Source organism: Marinococcus sp. LNSP9103-4, assembly GCF_056034345.1.
On the sequence record NZ_JBQLIA010000019.1, the window covers coordinates 37,533 to 60,271 of the forward strand.

Below are 22,739 nucleotides of genomic sequence, written 5' to 3' on the forward strand. Positions count from 1 at the left end.
AGGATACAGCCATTTAAAATCAGGAGCCTTCTTTGAATATAAAGAAGGCTCCTGATTTTCCTTGAGATAAAATAGAAAAATAAAAGCTCATGTCTGCATTTCTTTAAAAATGTAGTTATAATATACAATGTTGTGCTTATCGTTGAATTAACTGCTAATTTTTAAAGGGGATTACTATGAAAACAAATCAGATAAAAATGACCCGGAGAAAAGAAAAATACTTTACTTTCTTACTTATTATGGTCGTCCTGCTTATTGCTTCAACTTTGAGATCTCCCATTACATCTGTCGGACCGCTCATTCCCTTTATACGGGAAGACTTAACGGCTCCCAATGCGTTAATCGGCACAATTAATACACTGCCACTAATAGCCTTTGGGCTTTTTTCTCCTTTCATCCCGGGGATCGCCCGTAAGTTTGGCATGGAGAAAACGCTATTATTTGCAATGATTTTACTTACTATCAGCATTGTAATGAGATCTGTGGCCGGGATTCCGTTGCTGCTTTTAGGTACATTGCTTACCGGTGCTGCTATCGCCGTAGGCAATGTGTTAATGCCGGGGCTTATTAAATTAAGCTTTCCTTACAGGATCGGTTTCATGACAGGCATTTATTCGGTCTGTATGAACGTTTTCGGGGCTTTAGCCGCGGGCATTGCTGTTCCTTTCACGGATATAGGGTTTATTTCATGGAGAGAATCTTTGCAAATTTGGAGCATGATTTCTGCGGTAGCCGTGATTGTGTTGCTCCTAAGGTTACCGGTCATGTCTTTAAACCGGTTGAAGCCTGGAAAAGTGGAGGAGCGAAATAAAAGCGGAGTTTTAAGGTCAAAAACAGCCTGGGGAGTGACCCTGTTTATGGGGTTACAGTCCTTTATTCCATATAGTTTATTCACCTGGCTGCCCGATATTTTAATATCAAAAGGATATTCAGAAACGGAGGCGGGGTGGCTGGTTGCTCTTTACCAAGTAGGCTTGATTCCAACTACTTTTATTGCTCCTATTGTGGCAGATAAAGTGAAAGACCAAAGGGTGTATGCTTTTTCCGCAGGTCTAATATTTTTCATAGGCATTTTTGGTATCCGATTTTTGAATGATGCGTACATTCCTCTTTTTCTCGTAATCGCTGGAATTGCTGCTGGGACGACTTTCAGTCTGGCAATGATGTTTTTTGTGCTGCGGACAAATACTGCCAGTGAATCTGCGAATTTATCAGGTATGGCTCAGTCTTTTGGGTATTTAATCGCTGCCACCGGGCCGATCGCTTTAGGATTGGTAGCAGATATTTTTGAAAGCTGGAATGCGCCTTTAAATATTTTGCTACTGATTTCATTAGGTATTGCGGCAGCAGGATTAATTGCAGGAAAAGATACTAAAATAGCTTATGAGTAATATGGGAAGTTAACAAATCTAGATACTTTAAGAACCGGAAAATGTGCTGGCCGACAGTAAATTGGCCAGCACATTTTCCGTGCCTTTTCTTTTTCACCCGCAGGCCTGTTGCCAGCATTTTTCGGTCTAAAGACTTCCTAATGCCGATCGAATAACAGCATTAGGAAGTCTTTTAATTCCCGTATCGAAAAATACCAAAAAAATGTTTAATTTTATGTTTACGTTTAAGTAAACATAAAATATATTTAAATAAATTCTAATATTGTTTGTTTTAGTGAGGTAAGAGAGCATAATCCGTCTAGGGAGTATAAAGACAAATGTGAAATTGTGATCCTTATTCAGTTGGTTTTTCGACAGCTATTTAATCTAATCTAATCTAATCTAATCTTCTCAGAAGAATTTTTATCTATTGAGTAACCTTTGAGAGTTCTGAGGCAAACCCTAGAATATAAAATGGGGCAATAATAAGAAAGATGGAATGATCAAGTTTAAAGGTTATAATTTATAGTTAACATAAGATATGTTATCGGAAGTTAATGGCTTTTATCTCAATATGTTAAGTAATCTTCGTGTTTTGAGACAAAATAAAAAGTGTTTTCAGAGATGCACATTATTTTAATTTGGTTCTTTTGATTCTCAGTCTTTACACTTTTTCAACTATTATGATAAACTAATCATATAAAAGTTCAATATCATTCTCATCACCAAAAGAAAGCGCTCAGATGTCGACACCATCTGAGCGCTTTTTCTGTTGCTATTATCGCCTGTTCTTGCATTTTTTGCGTATTCGCTTAAGCAACACATCCGCAAATACGATTCCTAACACCGTAGACGCGAAAGGAAACAGAAAATGCATCAATAAAAGTTCAAATATCATGCTCATCACCTCCCTTCTGACACAAATTTCGCCAGAAGGTGAACAGGCGATAAACACTATTATACTAGGGTTTAATTAGCAATGAAAACCATATTTTCTCTGTTTATATTAGTTTAAATAACATTAGTTATTTAATTATTTACGTAAACATAAACATAAACGTAAATAATTATTGAAGAATATAGATTCTCCAATAATTTTAAAAGCTTTTAAAAGGGCCGAATATCAAGTAGCGAGATTTGCATTTGATAAGACAACGCCCCGTCAATCTATATCTAAATGCAACACAGAGCGATTCTCGGCACAAAAAATTTAATAAAAGCAGTGAAAAGCATCAAAATACAATCTATGATTCAATAATTATTGTTCTGATGGCTGAATATACTCCCCTATTTCTTCTATTATATACTGAATACAATCATTTTCTTTGAATTTGTCATCATATGCTAAATAAACAGTGAAATCTTCTGCTTCCTGGGAATTAAGTGTGAGTTTGTATTCATTAAGAGTTAAAAAGGAATCGAAAACCGTTAAAGCAGTCCGTTTATTCCCGTTTCGAAAAATATAACCACCTCGTGCAATGGAATGATAATAGCAGCAAGCTTTCTCTGGAATGGAAGGGTACATTTCTTCGCCGTATAGCTCTGTTTTTGGACGATGCAACATCGTTTGGAAGCTTTCGTATTGCTTAACTCCTGCTTGATCACTGTCGTTATATATTTCCATAATAGTATAATGAATGAAGAGAATTTCTTTTTCGGAAAAGTAAAATACCTCCATAAATTAATGCCCCCAAGCCATCACCTGTTTTTTAAGTTACGAAGTGCGTCGTCATATTTATCGACGGCGCGATTCATTGCTTGTAACACGTCTGGGCGTACGCCTTTCGGTAAGGAATGATTCACTTTTTTCATAATAATTTCCCCAGTTTCTTCATTATAATAGACATTAAGTTCATCGCCTTTAGCTAACTCCAGTCGATCAGCAATCGCTTTAGGGATTCCAGCTGAAAGACTATTTCCTGATTGGTTCAATCGGCGGGTGTATCTTTTCTCTGCCTGCGTCATCTTAGACGTCTCCTTTCTTATTCAAAAAGGTTCTCTGTTTACCATTTCTCAAAAGTATATATTGTAAGTATAGTATATATAATAACTATTATTAACACAATCCTTGATAATCATAAAAATTGATTTTAATTTCACATACCATAATTATCTTCACATCAAGAACATCGCTAAAGGAATACATATAGTTTTTTCTTTTTTGAAGAAAATGGGGCCAGTTTCAGACCCTGATATAACCCTAAGGAAATGTTGTATTTCCTTAGGGTTTGGCATAATCAAAGACAATGAGCCTATCAACCGAACGAACGTTCCAATTGGTTCTGTTTCAAATTAAATGTTTTTATATAAGATATACGATACGTGAAATTAAATAATCATTCTAGAAAAAACGAACAATATTAATTCAAATTGTTTATTTTTTCTAGAATGATTAAAATGTGAATATTTGAGAAGGAGAAGAAAAATGAAAATAGATTTATAAAACATTTGAACCAGATATTGAAAAATATCACAAGCCAAAAATAAACGAATTTTATTTAATTACCTCAATCCATCCTATTAATTTAGTTTTATAGTCACTATGTTGAGATATTAGCCCTTTGTGTATTAATTCTCTTTGTAGCATAGGTAAGATGGCATCGTTCAAAAAATTCTTTCCTTCTTCAACTTTTTTTTGACCCACATAAGATGGTAAATCAAAAAAATTCTCAATTTGTTTTTCCCATCTAGGAATTCGAATACCTTCTTCATTAACAGCTATCTGAATTAGATGAGCTTTAGTCTCTTTTTTAGCATTGGTTATTTCAATATACCAAATTGAAATAACTCCTGAATTACCTTCATTAGATTGAACTCTTATTCCGATCTCTTCGGGTTTAAAATTTAAATATTTTAAGAGCAATCCTTCAACAAAAGGATGGTCTAACCCTAGCAATGCTAGATTATTTTCCTCTAAAGAATCTTCTCTATTATTGGTAAAACGAATCGTAGAGTTAGTAGGCGTGAAAACTTCACTCCTACCTTTTCCTAAATTTTTGTATTCACCACCGTCCACTTGAACAGCTCTTTTAACAAACTCACCAATCTGATCCAAACTACTCTTCACATCAGAAAATGGTTTATAATCATCTAAACTGAATTTATCAAGATCTTGAAACAATTCAAAAACTGCTTTTCTAGCTGTATTAGCATTTAGAAGTGCTTGATCCAATTCAAATTGTGTTCTTTTTAACAAAGGGTCGTTTAAAGCATTCATATATAACTTTTCATAATTTAATTGCTCGGACATTTGACCTAAAATTTGACTTTGAAGATCTTCTGCAATGTTCCCATAATTATCTACTTTCCCTAAAGTTTTGGCAACTTGCTTTAACTTATCTTCAAGCAACAAGAAAATTTTACCCTCAATCGTGTCTGATAATATTAAATTAAAAACTTGAGCTGTATGCTTTTGACCATACCGATGAATTCGTCCAATTCTTTGTTCTAAATCCATTGGATTCCATGGCAAGTCAAAATTAAATAAAACATGAGAAAACTGCAGATTAATACCTTCTCTTCCTGCTGCAGTTGAAATCAATATCTTAGGCCCATCTTTCCTTTGAAAACGTCTTTGAGAAGCAATTTTTGCTTTATGATCCCCACCTTTTAAGACGGTGACCCCTTGATTTGGATAAGCTCTTTCAATTTCTTCATTTAACATGTCAACTGTTCCTAAATATGTTGCAAATATTACTATCTTTTCTTGCGAATTTGAACGCCACAAGGCGCCAAGTGCATTAATTAATTTTTTCACTTTAGTTTCTTGATCATGAGGTATTTTTGATAAAACGTACCTAATTCGATTTCTTTCTTCTGGCAAAGCTATATCAACTGATCGAATAGCAATATCTTCTGCATTAGCCATGTCAATTTCATTAGTATCTTTTCTTGAAATTATCTTCAAATTTTCCTCATCAAATTTCTTAAGTATTTTTCGCTTATAATCAGTAAAAATGTGCTCAAGTTCAATGTTATCCTTTTGGTCGTTTTTTAATTGAAGTTCTTCTCTTATAATTTCTCTTGCTTCCTCATATGCTTTATCTCTTAGCTCTATTTCTAAGTTTGTGTCATGTACAATACCCTCTTGAATAGTAAGAGCTAATAGTCTTCTTCGTAAAGTAAGATTAACTGCTGCAAAACTTGAAGCAGCTATTTTTTGAAATATAGTCATAACAAACCCTAGAGCTCTTCCTTTTCCATTTTGCTTTTTGGCAAGTGCAAATCCGTCAGTAATATAATCTTTCAAAGCGTTGTAGAACTCTAATTCTTCCTCTGTCATAACAAAAGATTCTGTATGCACTAGCCTCCTTGCAAATAATGTAGAACCATCCGGTTTACAAGCGTCAGCTTTTGTTCGTCGATAGACAATTTCGTTTAAGCGATGACGATTTTCAATCATATCATCGTCATTGTAAAATAATGTGGGATTTAAAAGTTGAATCATCATCCAAAAACGGAAATTATCCCCTTGGTGTGGAGTGGCTGATAACAATAAAATATCTCTCGTTAATTCTTTTAATATTTCAGCAAACTTATAATTTTCCGTTTTTTTTATTTTTGTTCCATTCTTATAGGCGCTTAAATGATGTGCTTCATCAAAAACTACTAAATCCCAATGTGGTGCTTCTTTTAATCTATTAATTCTCGATTGCCTTTTTAAAGTATCAATACTTGCTATTAATCGATCATGCTTAGCAAAAGCGTTAGAACGTCGATCTGTTACATCACCTTCATTACCAAAGACTTCAAAACCAAGATTAAAAACCTCGTTTAACTCTTCATGCCAATTATTTACTAATCCTGCCGGGACTACTATCAATGCGCGGTTTAATTCTCCTCTGCTTGCTAATTCTCTTAAAATTAAAGCTGTTTCGATTGTTTTTCCGAGGCCAACTTCATCTGCAATTAAGTACCTTCTTGGTGAAGCAGTGGCTACACCATGTGTAAGAACTACTTGATGAGGTAATAAATCAATTTTAGCAGATGTCAAAGCGACAGCGCTTTTCATTAGAGGCAAACTATGGGCTTGATACACTAAACGAGCTCTTTTATTACGCATTTCACTTGAAAAAGTACTTACAACGATCTTTTCAGATCGGCTTAAAACAGGAGTAATTGCATCAACTGGAACTTGAAATTCACCCAGTTTAAAGAATACCTGTATGAACCCTTCACGAGGGGGAGAAATTATGATTCCTTCGCCATATTCAGAATGAAAAATTCGTGCTCCAGTATTATAAATCATTTTTTCACCATTTTCATGAAATCCTTGGATGATAAATGCCTATACAACCACTGTCACTAATCTCTTTCGCATCTAAATCCTTCCCAATTAATTTTGCATCGGAAGCAGCTCCATTCCATAAGCAACGGCTTAATGGAATTTCCTTTCCTTTGTATTCTCCTTCACATTTCCAGTAATATACATCGTCAGGCATATTGTGCTTTAGTCTATATTGGCCATCAGATAACCAAAAAACTAGTCCACATTGACCCTCATATTCTTGTTGAAATGATAACAGAGAGGAGTAAAAGACTTCTTCTAACCATATTATTACTTCTTCAGGTTTCATTATATCTAAGACTGTATCCAATCCTGCAACTACCATAGCGTTGCCATTAGCAGATAATAGCTCATCAGGCCAGCCCTTCTTATAATATTGAAGGTATTCCCTTACACTATATACCTCATTTGCATTACTTATTGCACTGAGTGCAGAAGAGTCCCAGAGTAGCGAAATGCCACTCCGAGTCCATCTATCAGTATAAATAAAAGAAGACAAAATTATTCCTCCTCCATATCAAAAAGCGCTAGTTGATTGTGCTTTAATTTCGGATTTCTAGCTTCCCAAGCTGTATATATTTGATGTGCTTTTAGAGCCGCCATTTTCATTTCTGAAGAATTACTATTATACATAAACCATTTAATTAGTGAACCAATAGCTGGATGGGGCTTAAAGTTTGGGTTATTTAGCGTTTCATTGATATTAATTCCACTGTCTTCGTATGAGGCTCCTATTAAAAACATTGCTTGTTCATAATCATGGGCCATCCCTCTTCGGGGTTTTCCTTTCCACTCTTTTGCTATTTCTAAAGGTGAAGTCATATAAAAATCACGATTTCTTTCAATACACCAATGTCTACTTATAAAATCAGAAGCAGCTACCCCAGTACCTCTAAGAAAATTTTGCATTTCATTGCGAGGGATACTACTTCTCTTGTCAAATATTCTTAAAAATTGTCGCGTTAACCCTTCCGCTTCAGTAGGCGGGGCTTCAGAATTTTTTTCATATTCGTCAGCAAGGAGTTGATTTATTGCGATTAAAGCTTCTTTGACAGTAAATTCTCTACCTTCTTCAATGAATACTTGACCGTAATGTTTAGAAAAATACTCTAAAGCTTTCCCTCTTTTTATAACCTGCAAATCGGATTCAGATAAACCAGCTTCTAAATGATTAGTCATAAGTTCTTGTAAATGCCGAATATCTCTAATAACTTGCCTACGCATTCTTGCCCAACTTACACGCTCAGGCTTATTAATTCTCTTTCTACAGACATGAATAATATCGTATTCAATTTTCCTGGAACCAAACTGCCCTTTCTCTCCTTTAGTTTCATCACTTCTAATTGGATATGCAGCTTCCAAATAGAAACCTGCGTCAAATAAACTTTCTAGAACAGCAATCCAAGGTTCATCTTCACTATGATGAAACGTAAAGGCTAAAGTTGCTCCTGGCTTCATAACTCGAAATGCTTCTTTCCAACATTCAGTCAATAAACTTTGATAGAATTTATCAGGGTTTTCAGGGTGTCTAGCTTTATTCGAAACTGCTTCCAAAGCTTTCATAGAGTATGCAGACGAGAATTCGTTAGGGTATCTTTCTTTTAATACCAATCTTAACCATACATAGAAAAAGTCGGCTAATTCTGCGTACTGTACATTATCACCAAACGGGGGATCAGTAATGACAAGATCAATTTCACTATCAGAAAAAGAACTGAGGCTTGTTGATGATTCACATAACACATTTGCGTTATTAATTACGGGGTCTTTTGTTGGTACTTTGTATCCTTTTGTAGAAATAGACTCAAATTTATCCGGAGATATTTCTTTAAGATAATGAGTGGGGATAATTTCATTAGGGTTTTCTTTCCACTCTAAAGCTTTAATTATATTATTATAAGAGGATTGAAAGTTTCCTCGTCCTAGAATTGAAAACACACTGTTTTCAACGATGTTCATTTTAGGGTAATAGTTATTGTTACTAAAATGGGGCTCAGGGGTATCCCTAGCTGCATTCCATATACAAAACATATTTTGATTTCTTAGATATTGTTGAGCGGCACTAAGCAACAGCTCTTTAGAATCCCAAGAAAATGCTTCTGCTGTAGATATCGATTTAAAAATTTGACTCAATATTAATAATTGGCGCTTATTAAACATTTTCCACCAATGAGTATAACCATGACTTGGTAAATTATCCCTTTGATGTGTTTGATGACTGAACGGTATTTCACTCTCTGGCCAATAACCTTTTAAATCATTATCTTTTCTAGAATTCCATTCAAGAATAGCATGATTATAATTAAAATATTTATTAGGATTACTAAAAAATCTTCCATTATACGACTTATTATCATTGTCACAATCTGGACAGTAACAATGGAGTGCGTAACTTGACATCGGGGCATCCTTATTCAATGAAGATAAAGCTTTGGATAGTACTTGCTGGGTGCCACAAGAAGAGCAATTAAATTTGCCTCTACCTTTATTTGTTCCTGCTTCTTCATTAGTTTTTATGTTTTCACCTGTATCAGGACACGTAATTTCTTCTGGTAAAACGCCACGTACTTCAATTAATTTTAAGTTTTTAGATCTTTCATTGTGCCAAAGAATTGTATTTTCTGGGTTATCGTCGGAACTCCCTCCGAGAGGAGTGCCATCGTCTCCATAGCCTGAAGACCCTTTTATCCAATTTGGATGTACTAATAGAGAGAAATAAACTTTTTTGTTCTTTGGTTTTATTGCAATATTTTCTAACTTCTCTTCTTTAATACATTTGGGGCACGAGAAACTGGAATCCTCTTTTAATATTGCATGACTTTTCTCACTATCTGCTATTACATAAGGTTCTCCTGGGGCGATTCGAACCTCTTTTTCTTCTATATCAAACTCAAAGTCACAGCACTTGCATTGATAGTTTTCCCATGTCTTCACACTGAGATTTTTATTAGTTACTACCGGTGAATTCATAATAGCAGTTCGGTGACCGCACCCTGTCACTTGACATGGGCCATGTTTTGCCCAGAAAGAATAAATTATTTCAGGGCCCCAATATCGAAAATATGATCGCTCCTCATTCGTCAATTTCATAGGGTCGAAATCATCATCCATTATTTCAAACTTGTACCCTTGTCCTATATACCAGTTCTTCCAACCTGAAAAAGTAGCTATATCCCTATTAAAACTTTTAATATCTTTTTCAGAAGGAGGACCCGTTGTAGAATTACTAATGAATGGCTTAATAGGCACTTCCTTAGTACTAAACTTTAACCACTTTCCTCTATGACCTCTAGGACAGCTACAAGCGAAATAAGGCATAATTTGTGGTTTGACTTCTTTTTCTACATGCTCAGCCAGTTGTTTAAATTCTTCTGTATTAACACTAGAAGTTTCATTTTTTACCCCTAACCATGCTACTGGGTTTAAGTCATTACCGTACATCTGCATGCCTAATCGCGAACCTTCAACTACCGTAGTTCCTCCTCCCATGAATATATCTGCAACTTTGAGATTTTTCATTTCACTATTTTCTTGATGATTACAGTAATAAAGATCCCAAACCTTCTTAGCCGTATCCATATGGTCTTCCGGGGCTTTCATTGCAGCAGCAATAAGTAATGAACGAAAAACACTTGACCTTCGTCTAGCCCACCATTTAGACATTTGATAAATTGGTTTACTTGCGTTACCTTCTATAGCAGCTATTTTGTTTACATATAATATGGGAAAATCGACTTCTAAGGCAGTTTTGGGACGGTTAACATCCCCAAAATCAACAGTTTCTATTAAAGCTTTATTACCCGCATTAACAGTTTTCTGAATTTCCTCTGAATTATTTTCTTTTTTTGTTTTTTTCTCATTCATAATATTGCTCCCTAATTAATATTATCTAGTTATTTTAATAAAAGGGACAGCTACTTCTAACAAGGATAGCCCTCCGTGAGACAAAGTAGGATATCCACCCGCACTTTTCCATTTCCTTCTCCCGAGAGCAAATCGGTAAGAACCGTAGTTGGTATCCAATTGTAAATCCGTTGGCGGTACCCACTCATTCTTTTTATTTTCATGTTTTATGTAACGGCCACTTTTAAAAGTTTTTCTTAAATAGTCACTCTGTTCTTTACTCACAACATCTGGAAACAGGCCCGACGCAGCATAGCCATGATCACTAGTAATAATTAAATCTCTTCCCTGTGTTAGTGATTCTATAAATTCCCAAAAATCATTAGAAGTTAAATTTCTTTGACTATCTTTAACTACATCCCTCACCCCTTTTCCTGGACTAGAGGATGCATGTATTTTATCATCCGGCCATGTATGCCAAATAAACCAATTGGGTTCACTTTTTATTAATAAGCTACAGTCTTTCCAAGGCAAGTCAATACAATCTGTAGTTACCTCATTAATCAAAGGGGACGAGCCACCGTTATTCTCTAATAAAGAACGTTGTTTAAACCCCAAACTTTTTGCAAAAAAAGTTGTCTCGCTAGGTGTTTCAGAACTCGTAATTTTATAATCAACATCATAACCTCTTGCCTTCCCACCTTGTAATAGAAAGGGCATCTCCCTCAAAGATAGCCCATCTAAAATAAGTATTGCTTTACCGTCTTTGGTGGTCTGCCAGAAATCAATAATATTTTCACTAGTTTTATCAGTGTTCATATTATAGGCTTGCCATAAGTCCCAAGCAGAGTCAGACAATAAAGTATCAATATTTTCAATCTTTCTTTCACGTGATATCACTTGTGATTCTATTGGAATTTCACTTATAAACGGTTCTGAGAAAGTTTCATAAAGAAAATTAAAAATATAGTTCCAAGCAGTTCTGTCCTTCTCAGCTAAAATGTATTGCAAAAAATCTGAGGTCATCATTGTTCATCCCCCTTGTCTAAGCTCAAGCTATATTTCAATCCATCAGGTAGAGATTTTAATAAATTTTGTAGCTGGGCTCCTGTCATTTGAGTAACGTTAATAGAAATATTTTCAACAGGAGTGGTAGCTTTAACTCCCCATCGTTCAATGTCCCCCAGAAGGTTTAGGTATGACGTGGGACCACTTGAATAATTTGAAACATTGTTGATCTCAGGATTATTAAATATATCCCCCCCATTGTATGGAAGATCACCGTAACCAAAAGATTTATTAAAAGGCACTTCATTTACTGTTATTCGATCTTTCTGCGAATTATTTTCTTCATTTTTTTCAATTCTAGAAGTCCTCATAGAAACCGTGTTAGGTTTAAAAATAAATGTTTCTTCAAGATGTTTTCCAGTCCCTAGTTTACCCTTCATACGGTGCCATGCTTCCTCAAAAGGCTCGGAAGCGTTAGAACGTAAAGTTTCTAAGCCTCTATTATCAATTGCAATTTTCCCCTTCGCACACATGTTGATAAGCTTTTCTTTTACTTCAGTTTCACCTAGCCAAGGTATACACTCTTTTCCGGAAGGTCGCGGTTCTTTAAGCTCTCGTATTAGTTTACTAACTGGCTCACTTTGTTCAGCGTTAGCTATGACTAATTCCTCAAAATCTTCCGGGATAAATATATGTTCCCTAATAATTTTGTCAATTGCAGAAGGAATTGCTGTGCCCCGCGCATGATGTGCATCTATATGAAACTCGCACTTTTTTGGTTCTTGAAAATTCCAAATGTCTAAAATTGCAAAGCGCTCAAATAATGCATTTATACTTTGTTGGAGTTCAATTCTGTATTTTTTCTGAAGTCTTAAATATTCGTTATTATTTTCTTTCCAATCATTGGCTTTTAAGATTACGCGAGCAAGAATAATCAATTCTTGATTTCTAAATACATTATCTGTGTCTGGAACTGGAAGTAAAAATCTTACTGTATTTCTCTTTGTGGAAACATGTTTACTTAACCATTCTCCGAGTCGGGATTCCATATTACCTTGCATTTGAGGTATAACAATAATAGGGATTCTATTATCCCACCTAGAAGGGTGGTCCCCTTCTTCAAGTTCACTCCAAGGGTCAATTTCCCAATTGTTCTTTAATACTATAATACGATATTTACTGCTAACCTCTTCTGACCCACCAATCAAATAACGAATTTCTTTAGCTAATTGTTCATAGTCTGCACCATCTTGAAACAGTCGATCATTTCTGGCGAAAGCTAAAAGTTTAGCCCTCGGGTTCTCTTCTTCACGAAAAACTAATTTATTGTCCCGCTGATGAATATTAAAACTGTTATTTACAATTGTGTTCAGTTCAAAAGTGAAAGAGTTATCATCTATGGCTTTATCTTGTGTTATATCAACCTGTAATGCTGAGGGCTCTGCTCCCGCCATTTTATCAATTGCCAATGAGCGCAACCAAAGAGCACTGATTATTTGTGAGGCATGCATTGGTCGGGATTCTGCGTATTTCACACCATCTAATACTGCTTCTAAATTTCTTTTAGCTTTTTCTCTTAGATTCTTATGGTACTCATTTGAAACTGAATCTAGAAGAGCAGTTACACCACCTTGGTCGTCATCCACTAGAAAGTTAGCAGCAGTGATAATATTTTTATTGTTATCATGATGTTTGTATAAATTAGCTAAAATTTTTATAAGATCTCTTGTTTCTTGAGCGTCAGTAGCTATTAAGACTTGATCTTCTAACAGCTTTAAAAGTTGAGGTGAAAAAGGCCATGATTCAATAAATGTATTTCTTTCTTTTTCTTTTTCAGATTCAGGAATCTGATTTAACCTTATGTACTCGTTCACATGTACATTGATTAATGTAGAAATATCTTTATCTGATGTATGAACTCGATTTTCGAATAACCGATGTAAGAGAAGACGCTTTCTATCTCTTTTGGTGTACTCGCCTTTAAAATCAATCAATACAGGATTATTTCTATGTATTTGTTGATATGCGTCCGTATTGCCATTACGTACTGAAACCACTAACAATAATAGTTCTGGATGATTATTTGCTACTTCAGCTAATATCTGAATAAAATTAAAAGCCCACTTTTTCCAAGGGTATTGTTTAGTATTAGTGAGTCCATCATACCACGTCTGAAACTCATCCAAAATTATAGCAGTAGGATTACGCTTCGCCATCTCCAATACTAAATCATAGCTAAGTATATCGGTCTGCTTATTCCCTTGTTCTTCCCACCTTCCTCGAATATACTCACCATTTGGATGACGTTCTAATAATATGTCCCACAAAAATTTATATTTTTGTCTTTGTAAACTTTCTGCTATTACAAACATGTCTTCTCTAATTTCAATATTAGATATCTCAGGTTTATTAAGGCGCTTAGCCCAATTGTTGAGCCACTCCTTAGTTTCATAGGGATTGGTAAAAGTGTGATATAGCGCACCCATAAGATGAGATTTCCCTTGGCCTCTAGAACCAATCATAACTACTGGTCTAGCCTGGTCGGGACCTACAGATTCTATTGTTTTAATCAAATCATTAGAAGGATACGTAATTTCTAGAAAATCTGAGGCCTGTTGGTTAACTACGTCGTTAAAGTCAATCATTGTCCCTTTTAATCTTTTTTTTCTAAACTCTTCTCTTAATCTAAGGCCTAACAATTAAATCACTCCAATAATATTTTCATATCTTAATACCTATATCAGTCTTTAAATATTCATGTGTTTTAAAGCCTTGAAAACTAAATGCAAAATTGATTTATTTTTAAAGTATGAGTCCCTATAGGAACCATATCAATAATAGAAATAAAAATTATTTTTAATTTTATTGATGTTATAAATAGTTTAGATATTGGTCTTCAAATTCTTTATATAAACGCTCTTCCTTAAATAAAATTTATTTAAAATTATAGAAAGTGATGAAAGTAGAACGAAAGTATATTAAATTTATTAACTGCGTAATAAGTGATATGCAACGCCTTTTATATGATATTGAACTACGAGGTAAAGTTCCTAGTGCTCACTTTTAAACCAGCATGCTCCCCATAGTTTCTTCTCCGAATGAGATATCGCTCCGTCGTTCGTATCGATGCATGACCTAACATGTCTCGAACCGATGCAAGATCAGCACCGTGCTCTAACATGTAATATGTCGTATAATGACGGCATGTGTGCGGCGTAATAGGATCTCTACGATGCTGTACAAATGGAAATGGTGCTGCGGCCATGAGCTTGCTGAAACGATCCCCTAAGTAATTTACATGATAATGCTCCCCGTTTTTCTTTGGAAAGAATGCAGAGTCTCCTGTAAAGGTTTCTGTGATCATTTCCCGTTTTTTTCGAAAATCTTGGAGGATACGCAACACATCGGCGAAAAGAAAAATCGGCCGCTCTTTTTCTCCCTTCCCCGTGATGTGGAGAAAAAAAGCCCCTTCTGGCGAACGCCATTCTAGGTCGCGCCACTTGGCATTTGCCAACTCTTCAATCCGCATACCCGTGCTTGTTAAAACGACTAACAAGGCATAAGCAAACGAATCTTTTTGTTTGAAATAAGAGAGTAATTCCTGAACTTCGTGCTCATGGAGATCCCGGTCTACTAGCTCCTCTCTCGGTTGAGCAACGGGCGCCATTTTTGTCGTCAAATCGGTTTCTATCATATCTTCCTGCACGAGAAACCGTAGGAATTGTTTAATAACCGTACTATGGCGTGCCAGTGTACTCGCTTTATACCCTTTCTCTCGCTCGAGATGCAACTGATAGGCATAGATACGTTGAGCAGAAATTTCTCTTAACCCTCCGAACGCTTGTACATAAGTAAGGAATGGGACAAGCGTTTCTAAATATTTACGCTTTGTCCGCTCGCTTCGCTGTTTACGCAGCGTATTATTTTTATGTAAATAGATGTACATCAAAAATTCATCTGGGATTTTATCCCATTCGACTCCTTCGAAACCTTGTGCAGAAATATCCACATATAAGTCACTGTTCAGAAACGAGTGAGACCTTTCCAATGAAAGAGCTTGGTTTTGATTGCCTGGTAAAACAAGGTGATTCATTCTACGCCCTCCCTATTGTTGTTCTATTTCAAAACCTAAGGAAATTGAAGCTTTCTTTAGTTATTATTTTATCATGATTAGAGACTATACAGTGAGTTAAAAATACAAATATTTATGTTTACTTATACGTAAACGTTTCTGTAAATTAATCTACTAATTTTTTGCATTTACAACTAAAAAAATAGACATTCCCTGCCTACGGCTTAGAAAGTCTATTTTCGAGGGGTCTTTAGTCTTCAAGCTGTAAGATCGTCTTGATTAAGTTTGTACATTGCCGCATGGTCGTTTCCGGCGCTTGTCCTTTAATAGTGATATTTCTGCTGCGCCAATCCAAAGACTTCATTTGATCGGCTAATACTACGCCGTTGATCTGATTGCCTTCTGGAATGTTCACTTCAAATGAGTACCCCTTTTGTTGGTTGGTAATCGGACATATTATCGCAAAATTTGATTTTTGATTATAAATAGCTGGGGACAATACTAAAGCCGGTCGGCGACCAACTTGTTCGTACCCCGATTGCGGAGGAAAGTCTAAATAAATTAAGTCTCCACGTTCAGGTGCCTGCATTTACAACATTTCCTTTCCTTTCGGTTCCGAGTCTATTACTTCATGCCGATTAACTTTCGTTTTAAAAACTAAAAATTTCCATATTAGGTGAAGCTTATCGAGAAACATGCTTATAGTATAGCGAACAAAAAGGCTTTCTGGATCCCTCCAGAAAGCCTTTTTGCATGTGATTAGGACAACGCCAATTGCATAAACGGAATGTTTACCTCCTATATGATGTCTATACCGTTTACATATCCAGGGCATAAGAAAGTTCCCTCATCTGCATGTTCTACCGATAATTGAAAGGGTTTACATCAAGAAGGAAATTCATTACAATGAGCTTATGATTACGAAAGCGCTTACTCTAATTTTGGGGGGATCATACATGGAAAAAATCAAGGTCGGTTTTTTAGGTTCGGGCTTCATTGCTTCTGTACACAGTTCTATTCTGCAGCAGGACGAACGCGTGGAAGTTATGGGAGTTGCCGATATTGTGCTGGATAATGCCAAAAAGTTAGCCCAAACCCTGGAAGGACATGTACAGGCCGTGGAAACCCTGGAGGACCTGATCGACTTAGGAGTCGATACGGTGTATGTGACAACGCCGAATACGACCCACGTCGAGCCTGTGATTAAATGCCTGGAAGCAGATCTGAATGTATTTAGTGAAAAACCGATGGCTGTGACCGAAGAAGGAGCGGCACGAATCCGGGCCGCCGCAAAGAGGTCCAAAGGCGTATACAATTTAGGAATGAACCGCCGGCACGCGAATACACATAAAAAAGTAAAGGAATGGATTGAAGAAGGTGCGCTCCATCCTTACCTCGGCCAGTTCAAGCTCAACCGCGGGGAACTGCTCAAGCCAGCATGGACAGCAGATTCAACTAAAACGGGGGGATTTCTGTATGAAACGACGATACATCAAATCGATCTGCTCCCTTATTTTTTCGGTCCGGTGAAAACCATTCGATGTGAAGCAAGACAAACCATTTCCGATAATGAATTTGATGATTTTGCCGTGCTCGTAACCTTCGAAAACGGCGGCATGGCCACCCTTGTCTCCTCGGCCCATTCGGGCTGGAGCTTTCCATTTGAAGCTATAGAAATTTACGGAAAATATGCCACAGCATCGACCGCCGAGCTTGAAACGGTGCGTTTGTCCCCCGGGCTGGAACAGCAGATGATAGCCGAAGACTATACACAGGTCTCGTTTTATGAAAAAGGCGGATACATTGAAGAAGACCGGCTGTTTATCGACGCCCTGGTTAACGACACCACCCCACCCGTAGATGTCGATGACGCCTATCAATTAACCATGCTGGTCAACGCCATTTATGAGAGCGCCCGTACCGGAAAAGAAATCGATGTTGCCAGCCGGGTCAAACATCTGAAGACAATATAAGACAAAGAAAAAAGGATGGTCGTAATGAAATTTTCCATATGCAGTTGGGTGTTTGGTGATCAGCCGATCGAACAGACGATGCGGGACGTAGCCGCCATGGGATACAATGAAATTGAAATTCATGCCCATGATTATGATTGGAACAAACTGAATAGCTTAGCGGACGACTTGTCATTAACGATTCGCGGGATTACCGCCAATGCCGGCTGGCCGGATAAAACCACAGATCTCTCTCAGACAGATCCCGGCATGCGAAAAAAATCGGTGGCCTACTTTCATCAACAAATTGACCGGGTCGCGCGTGCCGGGGCCGAGTACTTTGTCATGTCTCCCTGCGCCCCTGGAAAAGCAGCTCCTGATGCCAGCGAGCAGCAAAATTGGGTCGCGGCCGTGCAGTCGTTAACAGAAATCGCCCCCTATGCCCATGCCAACAATATTGTGTTAGTGCAGGAACCTCTCAACCGGTATGAAAGCTGTATCATTAATAACGGCAAACAGGCCCGCGCCTTGGTCAACGAAGTCAATCACCCGGCCGTACAAACGATGTTGGACACGTTTCACATGAACATCGAAGAAACCAATTTTGAAGAAGCATTTCGCGATGTCGGCGACGCCCTGGCCCACATCCACGTGGCGGACACGAATCGACGAGGCCTGGGAGCAGGCCGCCTAGATTGGGAAGCATTTGCGGCCAACGTCAAAAACAGGGGCTATCATGGCACGATCACGGTGGAGTGCCTGGCTCCGGGGAAAGATCCCTTTAACCCCAATAAAGCGGAAACCCAGATGAACCAGTTGTATGAAGATGCCGCCTCATCGCTTTCAACATTAAAACGCTTATTTTTATGATTCTTTTCATTTTACGTAAGCGCTTAACTTCGGGATGCGAATACAACATTTCTATGCACGGATAGAACAAAAAGGGAGAGATAATACGATGAAGATTGGCTTGAACGGATCGACGACGAATCAATGTACCTTGTTGGAAGACATCGAAATGGCAGAAAAAGCAGGGTTTGATACCCTGGAACTACGCACGTATAAACTGGAGTCCTATCTGGAAGACCATTCACTCGCAGAGCTTGCCAAAAGCTTCCAACAGTCTTCCGTGCGTCCATACGCGATCAATTCTGTAGAATTTTTTAACATGAAGCCCGAGCTGGAACAGCAGAAGATGTTGCAGGAAACCGAACGCTGGTGCCGGATCGCTTCCGCCATCGGCTGCCCGTATGTGATTGGGGTGCCGAGTGAAGTGCCGGAGGGCACCTCAACCGAGACGATCATCGAAAACACCGTGCCCATGCTCCGGCAAATGGGGGATATTGCCGCCAACTACAACGTGCGTATTGCGTTCGAATTTATTGGTTACAGCAGCTTTTCGGTCAATGAATTATCCACGGCCAATCACATCGTTTCCCTTACCGACCATCCGAGTGTAGGACTCGTGGTGGACGCTTATCACTTTTTCATTGGACGATCAACCCTCCACGATCTCGAAGAAGTCTATCAAGAAAAATTGTATATTTTTCATATCGATGATGCGGAAGACGTTCCGGAAGCCGAACGGACCGAGGCGAACCGGGTGTTCCCGACCCTCGGCCTGATACCTTTAAGGGAGATCATTGGCACTCTTGAAAACATCGGCTACGAGGGGCCCGCCAGCCTGGAATTGTTCCGGCAGGAGTATTGGGACATGGAGAAGCAGGCATGCGCGGATGCTGCGTATGCCTATGTGAAAAAAGCGCTGGAGGAGGCCGTTGCTCCTTAACAGAACGAACCAGTTGTTTTCGGCATGCGCAAATATCAAGGCAGTGGTAAAAAGAGGAAGCAACAAGCCAGACGTAAAATTCATAGGTTGCCGTTGGAGAATCACCTCCAACGGCAACTTTTCTATGGAATCATCTTTTCTCTGAGGGACTTTCTCTCGCTTTGTTGAGTGGCAAGCTTAATGGCTACTCTAGTACATTACTTGTTCCTCTCAAAACGTGTATCTTTTGCCACACTAAACATTTCCATTTTTATTCAAGCGCACCTAATTAGGAAGGAGATCATCGACAAATTGTACGATACAAGAACAAAGCCCTCTTCAAATAGGAAGAGAGCTTTGACATTTGAAAAAGGAACAAGGAGATAGTTTTCACAGAGATTACCCCCATTTTTTACACTGGTGCCCAGTAAGGCGTTCGGGTTACTCAAACTTCGATTGCCACATTCGCTATTATGACAAGGTTGTTAATGGAAACCTCCATTGCACCGCAAGCTTCGTTGGCTTTCTACACGTCAGGAGCAGGGGGATTCTTTTTTCATTCCATCTATTATCCTTTAAACCAATCGCTACACGAGATGATCTCCATCCACGTCCGTTCATTCACTTGTCTGTTAATGGCTCACTTGTTCGTCTTTTGAAATTTAGGGTAAAAAGCACATAAGCCCCGATGCCAAGCAACGCAAACATAAAATAGATATTGCTGTACATGAAACCATATGGTGCCACCATGAGCGGATTGAGGGAAAATGTTCCTGACCCTTGTTCCAGCAGAGTCGCAAACAACGCGCTGCTAAATGCTCCTGCAAAAAAATTCAACAAGTTGAACAGCCCCATTCCCTCGCCATGCTGAGTAGCAGATATCTGCCAGCTGATTACATCTGCCGTCCCACTCTGGATCATCGGAAAGCCCACGTAGGCCAGGGCCAGTCCGCAGGCAGACCAGATCGGAGAGACAGCCGCAAACGTGGAGAGAAACAACGCCCCACCTCCTAAGAACAACAATCCTCTACGAACCACTGTTCCCCCTCCACTTCGAGTGATTTCCTTTCCAATCCATCGCCCAATCAGTGCCGCAATGATGGCTCCAGGGGACAGCACCCACCCAATATTCATCGTGGAAAGCCCATACAGATCGCGAAGCATGAGGGGCAGTAAAAAGATCAACCCGAAACTAATCATATTTCCTACAAAACTCGTGATCAAGGTCATAACATAAGCCCGGTTCTTCAATGTCTCCGGATGAATCAGCGCGTACGAAATCATGTGGATGCGCCATCTCAGTGCGGCAAAAAGCAGCAGGGCGAGCATTAAGAAAGGCCAACGAAACATGGTGATTACCAACAGAACACTGGTCACCCCTGCTCCCATCAAAAGAGCGCCCATCCAATCCACTTTACTGTTTGTGGATGGTTCGTCCGGAAACCAGCGCCTCACCAAAGGAATCAATGCTGCACTTCCGATGGATAATAAAAAAATGGCACGCCAATCCACCCAACCGCCAACCGTCCCCCCTATCACTGGACCCACACCAGAAGCAAAGGCAATAGTGGACGCCAGATACCCAAGCATCGCCCCTTGCTTCTTGGCAAATAGGCGCACGGGGACAAGAAACGCTAAAGGCGGGACTGAGGAAGCCCCCATCGCCTGAAGCACGCGCGCGGCGATCAACGTCTCATAGTTAGGAGACAGCAGCCCAAGACAGGAGCCCGCCGAAAACAACATTAATCCGATGGTAAACAGACGTCGGATCGAAAATATGTCCGCCAACTTTCCGTATAGAAACGTACCGACAGCAAATACCGTGGTAAAGCTGGTAACGACCCAGCTAACTTCTCCAGGTGTCAATTCAAATGAAGCAGCGATATCCGGAATTGCCACATTAAACATCGTTCCATTCATGACGGCAAACGCTAAGATCGTGCCGGTCACGATCATGATTTTATACGCCTGCCACTTTGACCATAAAGATGATGGACGTAGCCCCAATGATAACCACTCCTTGATGACCGATGTATTGCTCATTCTCCTCCAGTTGGTACGTGTTGGAGCTTGGACCCGGGACGAGAACTTTGCTACGCTTAGCGTAAACCATCCCGTTACGGGATACGCAAAAAGGGGAGGGAAAACCATCTTATCGTCCGGAGATTTTGCCAATCTATGTCGCATCCATAAAAAAACCTTGTTTCATTATGATACTATCGGCTTGCTTCCACCGGCCGTCGTGACAGAAAACGGCTATCGTTACTACACGTGGACCCAAGTGGATCAACTGAGCAAAATCAAAGCCCTGCAAAGCGTCGGCTTGTCGTTAAAGGCCATTAAGCAGCAGTTGGAAGCCACCGACCTCTCGCAAGGCCTGAGCGTCCTGCACCACCAACAGATAGCTATTGAAACCAAAGCCCATGAACTTCTTGCCGTCAGCCAAGCCCTGCATCGGAAAGTTCAAGATCTGGAACATTACGAGCAGATTGGCCTCTACCACGTTTTTTATCAATCATATCCAGAGACATGGCTGCAGGTGGACGACGTGCCCCCCGGCACACCTGCTTTTGTCAATTACCTGCACGCGGGGTACCATTTTGGCATTATTCTTTATCCGACTGCCCAGGGAATCGATCCTTCTATGGCCACCTATCGTCAATCTGTGTCGACGGCGGAGGCCAATGCGACAGCCCCCGAGGGCACCTATGTTGGTCTGTATTTTCGTTCTGAGGAACATCAGATCAAAGCCAATGCCTGGAAGGCATTAGAGACTCTGCAGGAACGCGGATACCCGGTCCCTAGCAAGGCCTACATCCAGGATGTAGCCAGTGATTTTTTGACGTTCCCGGAAGGAGAAATGCCGTTTCGAGTAACTGTACCACTCCCTTCCTCGCCTTATTAGCTAGATGAATAAACAAATCAATCTCGTCTTGGATTTCGCCTCTCTCCTATCAAAAAGTGTAACTTTTTGATAGGAACTCTAAATTGAAAAATAGTACGCGGAATTGTTGGTAGTCTCTATATGATTTCTCTACCGTTTACATCTCTATGGCATATGATATAATATACCTAATAGTAGATATTTCATTGGTTACACCAAACCCCCAACGTACTGGCATACGTTGGGGGTTTTTCTATGGTGCGACTAATGGTCGCTCTAATGATTGCTCTTTCGTCTATATAGCCAGTAGGCAAAAAGATTCCCGCTAATGACCACGATAATTGGAAATAGAAGGTCGCTGAGTAGATATTCCACGGTTACACCTCCTATCCAGGAAGTGTTCACCTGAAAAGTGGGCGACATTCTTTATTGTATCACGGGGATTGGAAGAGAAATTTCTGAACCTTACCTTATAAAGTTTAAATCGTCAAATTAAGTTAGACACCATATCATTCTCCATATACCTCATGAATACTTCCAACGGGGTGCAATAGT

At 39.0% G+C, this 22,739-nt stretch carries 15 protein-coding genes; 5 read left to right on the top strand and 10 right to left on the bottom strand.

The features are described 5' to 3' along the window. Window positions 1–176: 176 nt before the first annotated feature. On the top strand, window positions 177–1,391 hold the full coding sequence (locus ACTRXG_RS12660; protein ID WP_474263211.1) for a CynX/NimT family MFS transporter: 1,215 nt from the start codon (window positions 177–179) through the stop codon (window positions 1,389–1,391). A 1,237-nt stretch (window positions 1,392–2,628) separates the two neighbouring features. On the opposite strand, the gene ACTRXG_RS12665 is transcribed toward ACTRXG_RS12660, so the two are convergent. From ACTRXG_RS12665 to ACTRXG_RS12705, 9 genes are all read right to left on the bottom strand, one after another. Further along, entirely contained in the window at window positions 2,629–3,048 is a 420-nt protein-coding gene (locus ACTRXG_RS12665; RefSeq protein ID WP_474285318.1) for a type II toxin-antitoxin system death-on-curing family toxin, read from the bottom strand. 20 nt (window positions 3,049–3,068) lie between these two features. Further along, the gene (locus tag ACTRXG_RS12670; RefSeq protein WP_474263207.1) at window positions 3,069–3,335 is read right to left on the bottom strand and encodes an AbrB/MazE/SpoVT family DNA-binding domain-containing protein; all 267 of its coding nucleotides are present in this window, start codon (window positions 3,333–3,335) and stop codon (window positions 3,069–3,071) included. 529 nt (window positions 3,336–3,864) lie between these two features. Next, on the bottom strand, window positions 3,865–6,618 hold the full coding sequence (locus ACTRXG_RS12675) for a DEAD/DEAH box helicase (RefSeq protein WP_474285320.1): 2,754 nt from the start codon (window positions 6,616–6,618) through the stop codon (window positions 3,865–3,867). A gap of 13 nt (window positions 6,619–6,631) precedes the next feature. Further along, a complete protein-coding gene (locus ACTRXG_RS12680) occupies window positions 6,632–7,156 on the bottom strand; it encodes a hypothetical protein (RefSeq protein WP_474285322.1) in 525 nt (174 codons plus the stop codon). A 2-nt stretch (window positions 7,157–7,158) separates the two neighbouring features. Next, entirely contained in the window at window positions 7,159–10,521 is a 3,363-nt protein-coding gene (locus ACTRXG_RS12685; protein ID WP_474285323.1) for a DUF1156 domain-containing protein, read from the bottom strand. A gap of 21 nt (window positions 10,522–10,542) precedes the next feature. Then, a complete protein-coding gene (locus tag ACTRXG_RS12690) occupies window positions 10,543–11,529 on the bottom strand; it encodes a PglZ domain-containing protein (RefSeq protein WP_474285324.1) in 987 nt (328 codons plus the stop codon). Continuing rightward, entirely contained in the window at window positions 11,526–14,207 is a 2,682-nt protein-coding gene (locus tag ACTRXG_RS12695) for a DUF499 domain-containing protein (protein ID WP_474285325.1), read from the bottom strand. The genes ACTRXG_RS12690 and ACTRXG_RS12695 overlap by 4 nt, the downstream gene beginning before the upstream one ends. 335 nt (window positions 14,208–14,542) lie before the next feature. Continuing rightward, the gene (locus ACTRXG_RS12700; RefSeq protein WP_474285327.1) at window positions 14,543–15,601 is read right to left on the bottom strand and encodes a tyrosine-type recombinase/integrase; all 1,059 of its coding nucleotides are present in this window, start codon (window positions 15,599–15,601) and stop codon (window positions 14,543–14,545) included. 229 nt (window positions 15,602–15,830) lie between these two features. Continuing rightward, window positions 15,831–16,169: a type II toxin-antitoxin system PemK/MazF family toxin gene (locus tag ACTRXG_RS12705; protein ID WP_474285329.1), complete on the bottom strand. Its 339-nt coding sequence runs from the start codon at window positions 16,167–16,169 to the stop codon at window positions 15,831–15,833. A 367-nt stretch (window positions 16,170–16,536) separates the two neighbouring features. On the opposite strand from ACTRXG_RS12705, the gene ACTRXG_RS12710 reads away from it, so the two are divergent. From ACTRXG_RS12710 to ACTRXG_RS12720, 3 genes are all read left to right on the top strand, one after another. Then, complete coding sequence (locus ACTRXG_RS12710; protein ID WP_474285331.1) at window positions 16,537–17,553, top strand: Gfo/Idh/MocA family protein; 1,017 nt, start codon at window positions 16,537–16,539, stop codon at window positions 17,551–17,553. Between the two features lie 24 nt (window positions 17,554–17,577). Continuing rightward, window positions 17,578–18,402 carry a sugar phosphate isomerase/epimerase family protein gene (locus ACTRXG_RS12715; protein WP_474285332.1) on the top strand — a complete coding sequence of 275 codons (825 nt, stop codon included), beginning with the start codon at window positions 17,578–17,580 and terminating at the stop codon, window positions 18,400–18,402. 88 nt (window positions 18,403–18,490) lie between these two features. After that, complete coding sequence (locus ACTRXG_RS12720; protein ID WP_474285335.1) at window positions 18,491–19,321, top strand: sugar phosphate isomerase/epimerase family protein; 831 nt, start codon at window positions 18,491–18,493, stop codon at window positions 19,319–19,321. A gap of 600 nt (window positions 19,322–19,921) precedes the next feature. On the opposite strand, the gene ACTRXG_RS12725 is transcribed toward ACTRXG_RS12720, so the two are convergent. Then, on the bottom strand, window positions 19,922–21,256 hold the full coding sequence (locus ACTRXG_RS12725) for an MFS transporter (RefSeq protein ID WP_474285336.1): 1,335 nt from the start codon (window positions 21,254–21,256) through the stop codon (window positions 19,922–19,924). Between ACTRXG_RS12725 and ACTRXG_RS12730 the strand changes: the two genes are divergently transcribed. Continuing rightward, complete coding sequence (locus ACTRXG_RS12730) at window positions 21,255–22,205, top strand: MerR family transcriptional regulator (RefSeq protein WP_474285338.1); 951 nt, start codon at window positions 21,255–21,257, stop codon at window positions 22,203–22,205. The genes ACTRXG_RS12725 and ACTRXG_RS12730 overlap by 2 nt on opposite strands. The last annotated feature ends 534 nt before the right edge of the window (window positions 22,206–22,739 follow it).

Coding starts and splice junctions, on each gene's coding strand:
- ACTRXG_RS12660 (WP_474263211.1), top strand. CDS start 177: ATGAAAACAAATCAGATAAAAATGACCCGGAGAAAAGAAAAATACTTT.
- ACTRXG_RS12665 (WP_474285318.1), bottom strand. CDS start 3,048: ATGGAGGTATTTTACTTTTCCGAAAAAGAAATTCTCTTCATTCATTAT.
- ACTRXG_RS12670 (WP_474263207.1), bottom strand. CDS start 3,335: ATGACGCAGGCAGAGAAAAGATACACCCGCCGATTGAACCAATCAGGA.
- ACTRXG_RS12675 (WP_474285320.1), bottom strand. CDS start 6,618: ATGATTTATAATACTGGAGCACGAATTTTTCATTCTGAATATGGCGAA.
- ACTRXG_RS12685 (WP_474285323.1), bottom strand. CDS start 10,521: ATGAATGAGAAAAAAACAAAAAAAGAAAATAATTCAGAGGAAATTCAG.
- ACTRXG_RS12690 (WP_474285324.1), bottom strand. CDS start 11,529: ATGATGACCTCAGATTTTTTGCAATACATTTTAGCTGAGAAGGACAGA.
- ACTRXG_RS12700 (WP_474285327.1), bottom strand. CDS start 15,601: ATGAATCACCTTGTTTTACCAGGCAATCAAAACCAAGCTCTTTCATTG.
- ACTRXG_RS12705 (WP_474285329.1), bottom strand. CDS start 16,169: ATGCAGGCACCTGAACGTGGAGACTTAATTTATTTAGACTTTCCTCCG.
- ACTRXG_RS12710 (WP_474285331.1), top strand. CDS start 16,537: ATGGAAAAAATCAAGGTCGGTTTTTTAGGTTCGGGCTTCATTGCTTCT.
- ACTRXG_RS12715 (WP_474285332.1), top strand. CDS start 17,578: ATGAAATTTTCCATATGCAGTTGGGTGTTTGGTGATCAGCCGATCGAA.
- ACTRXG_RS12720 (WP_474285335.1), top strand. CDS start 18,491: ATGAAGATTGGCTTGAACGGATCGACGACGAATCAATGTACCTTGTTG.
- ACTRXG_RS12730 (WP_474285338.1), top strand. CDS start 21,255: ATGATTTTATACGCCTGCCACTTTGACCATAAAGATGATGGACGTAGC.
- ACTRXG_RS12725 (WP_474285336.1), bottom strand. CDS start 21,256: ATGATCGTGACCGGCACGATCTTAGCGTTTGCCGTCATGAATGGAACG.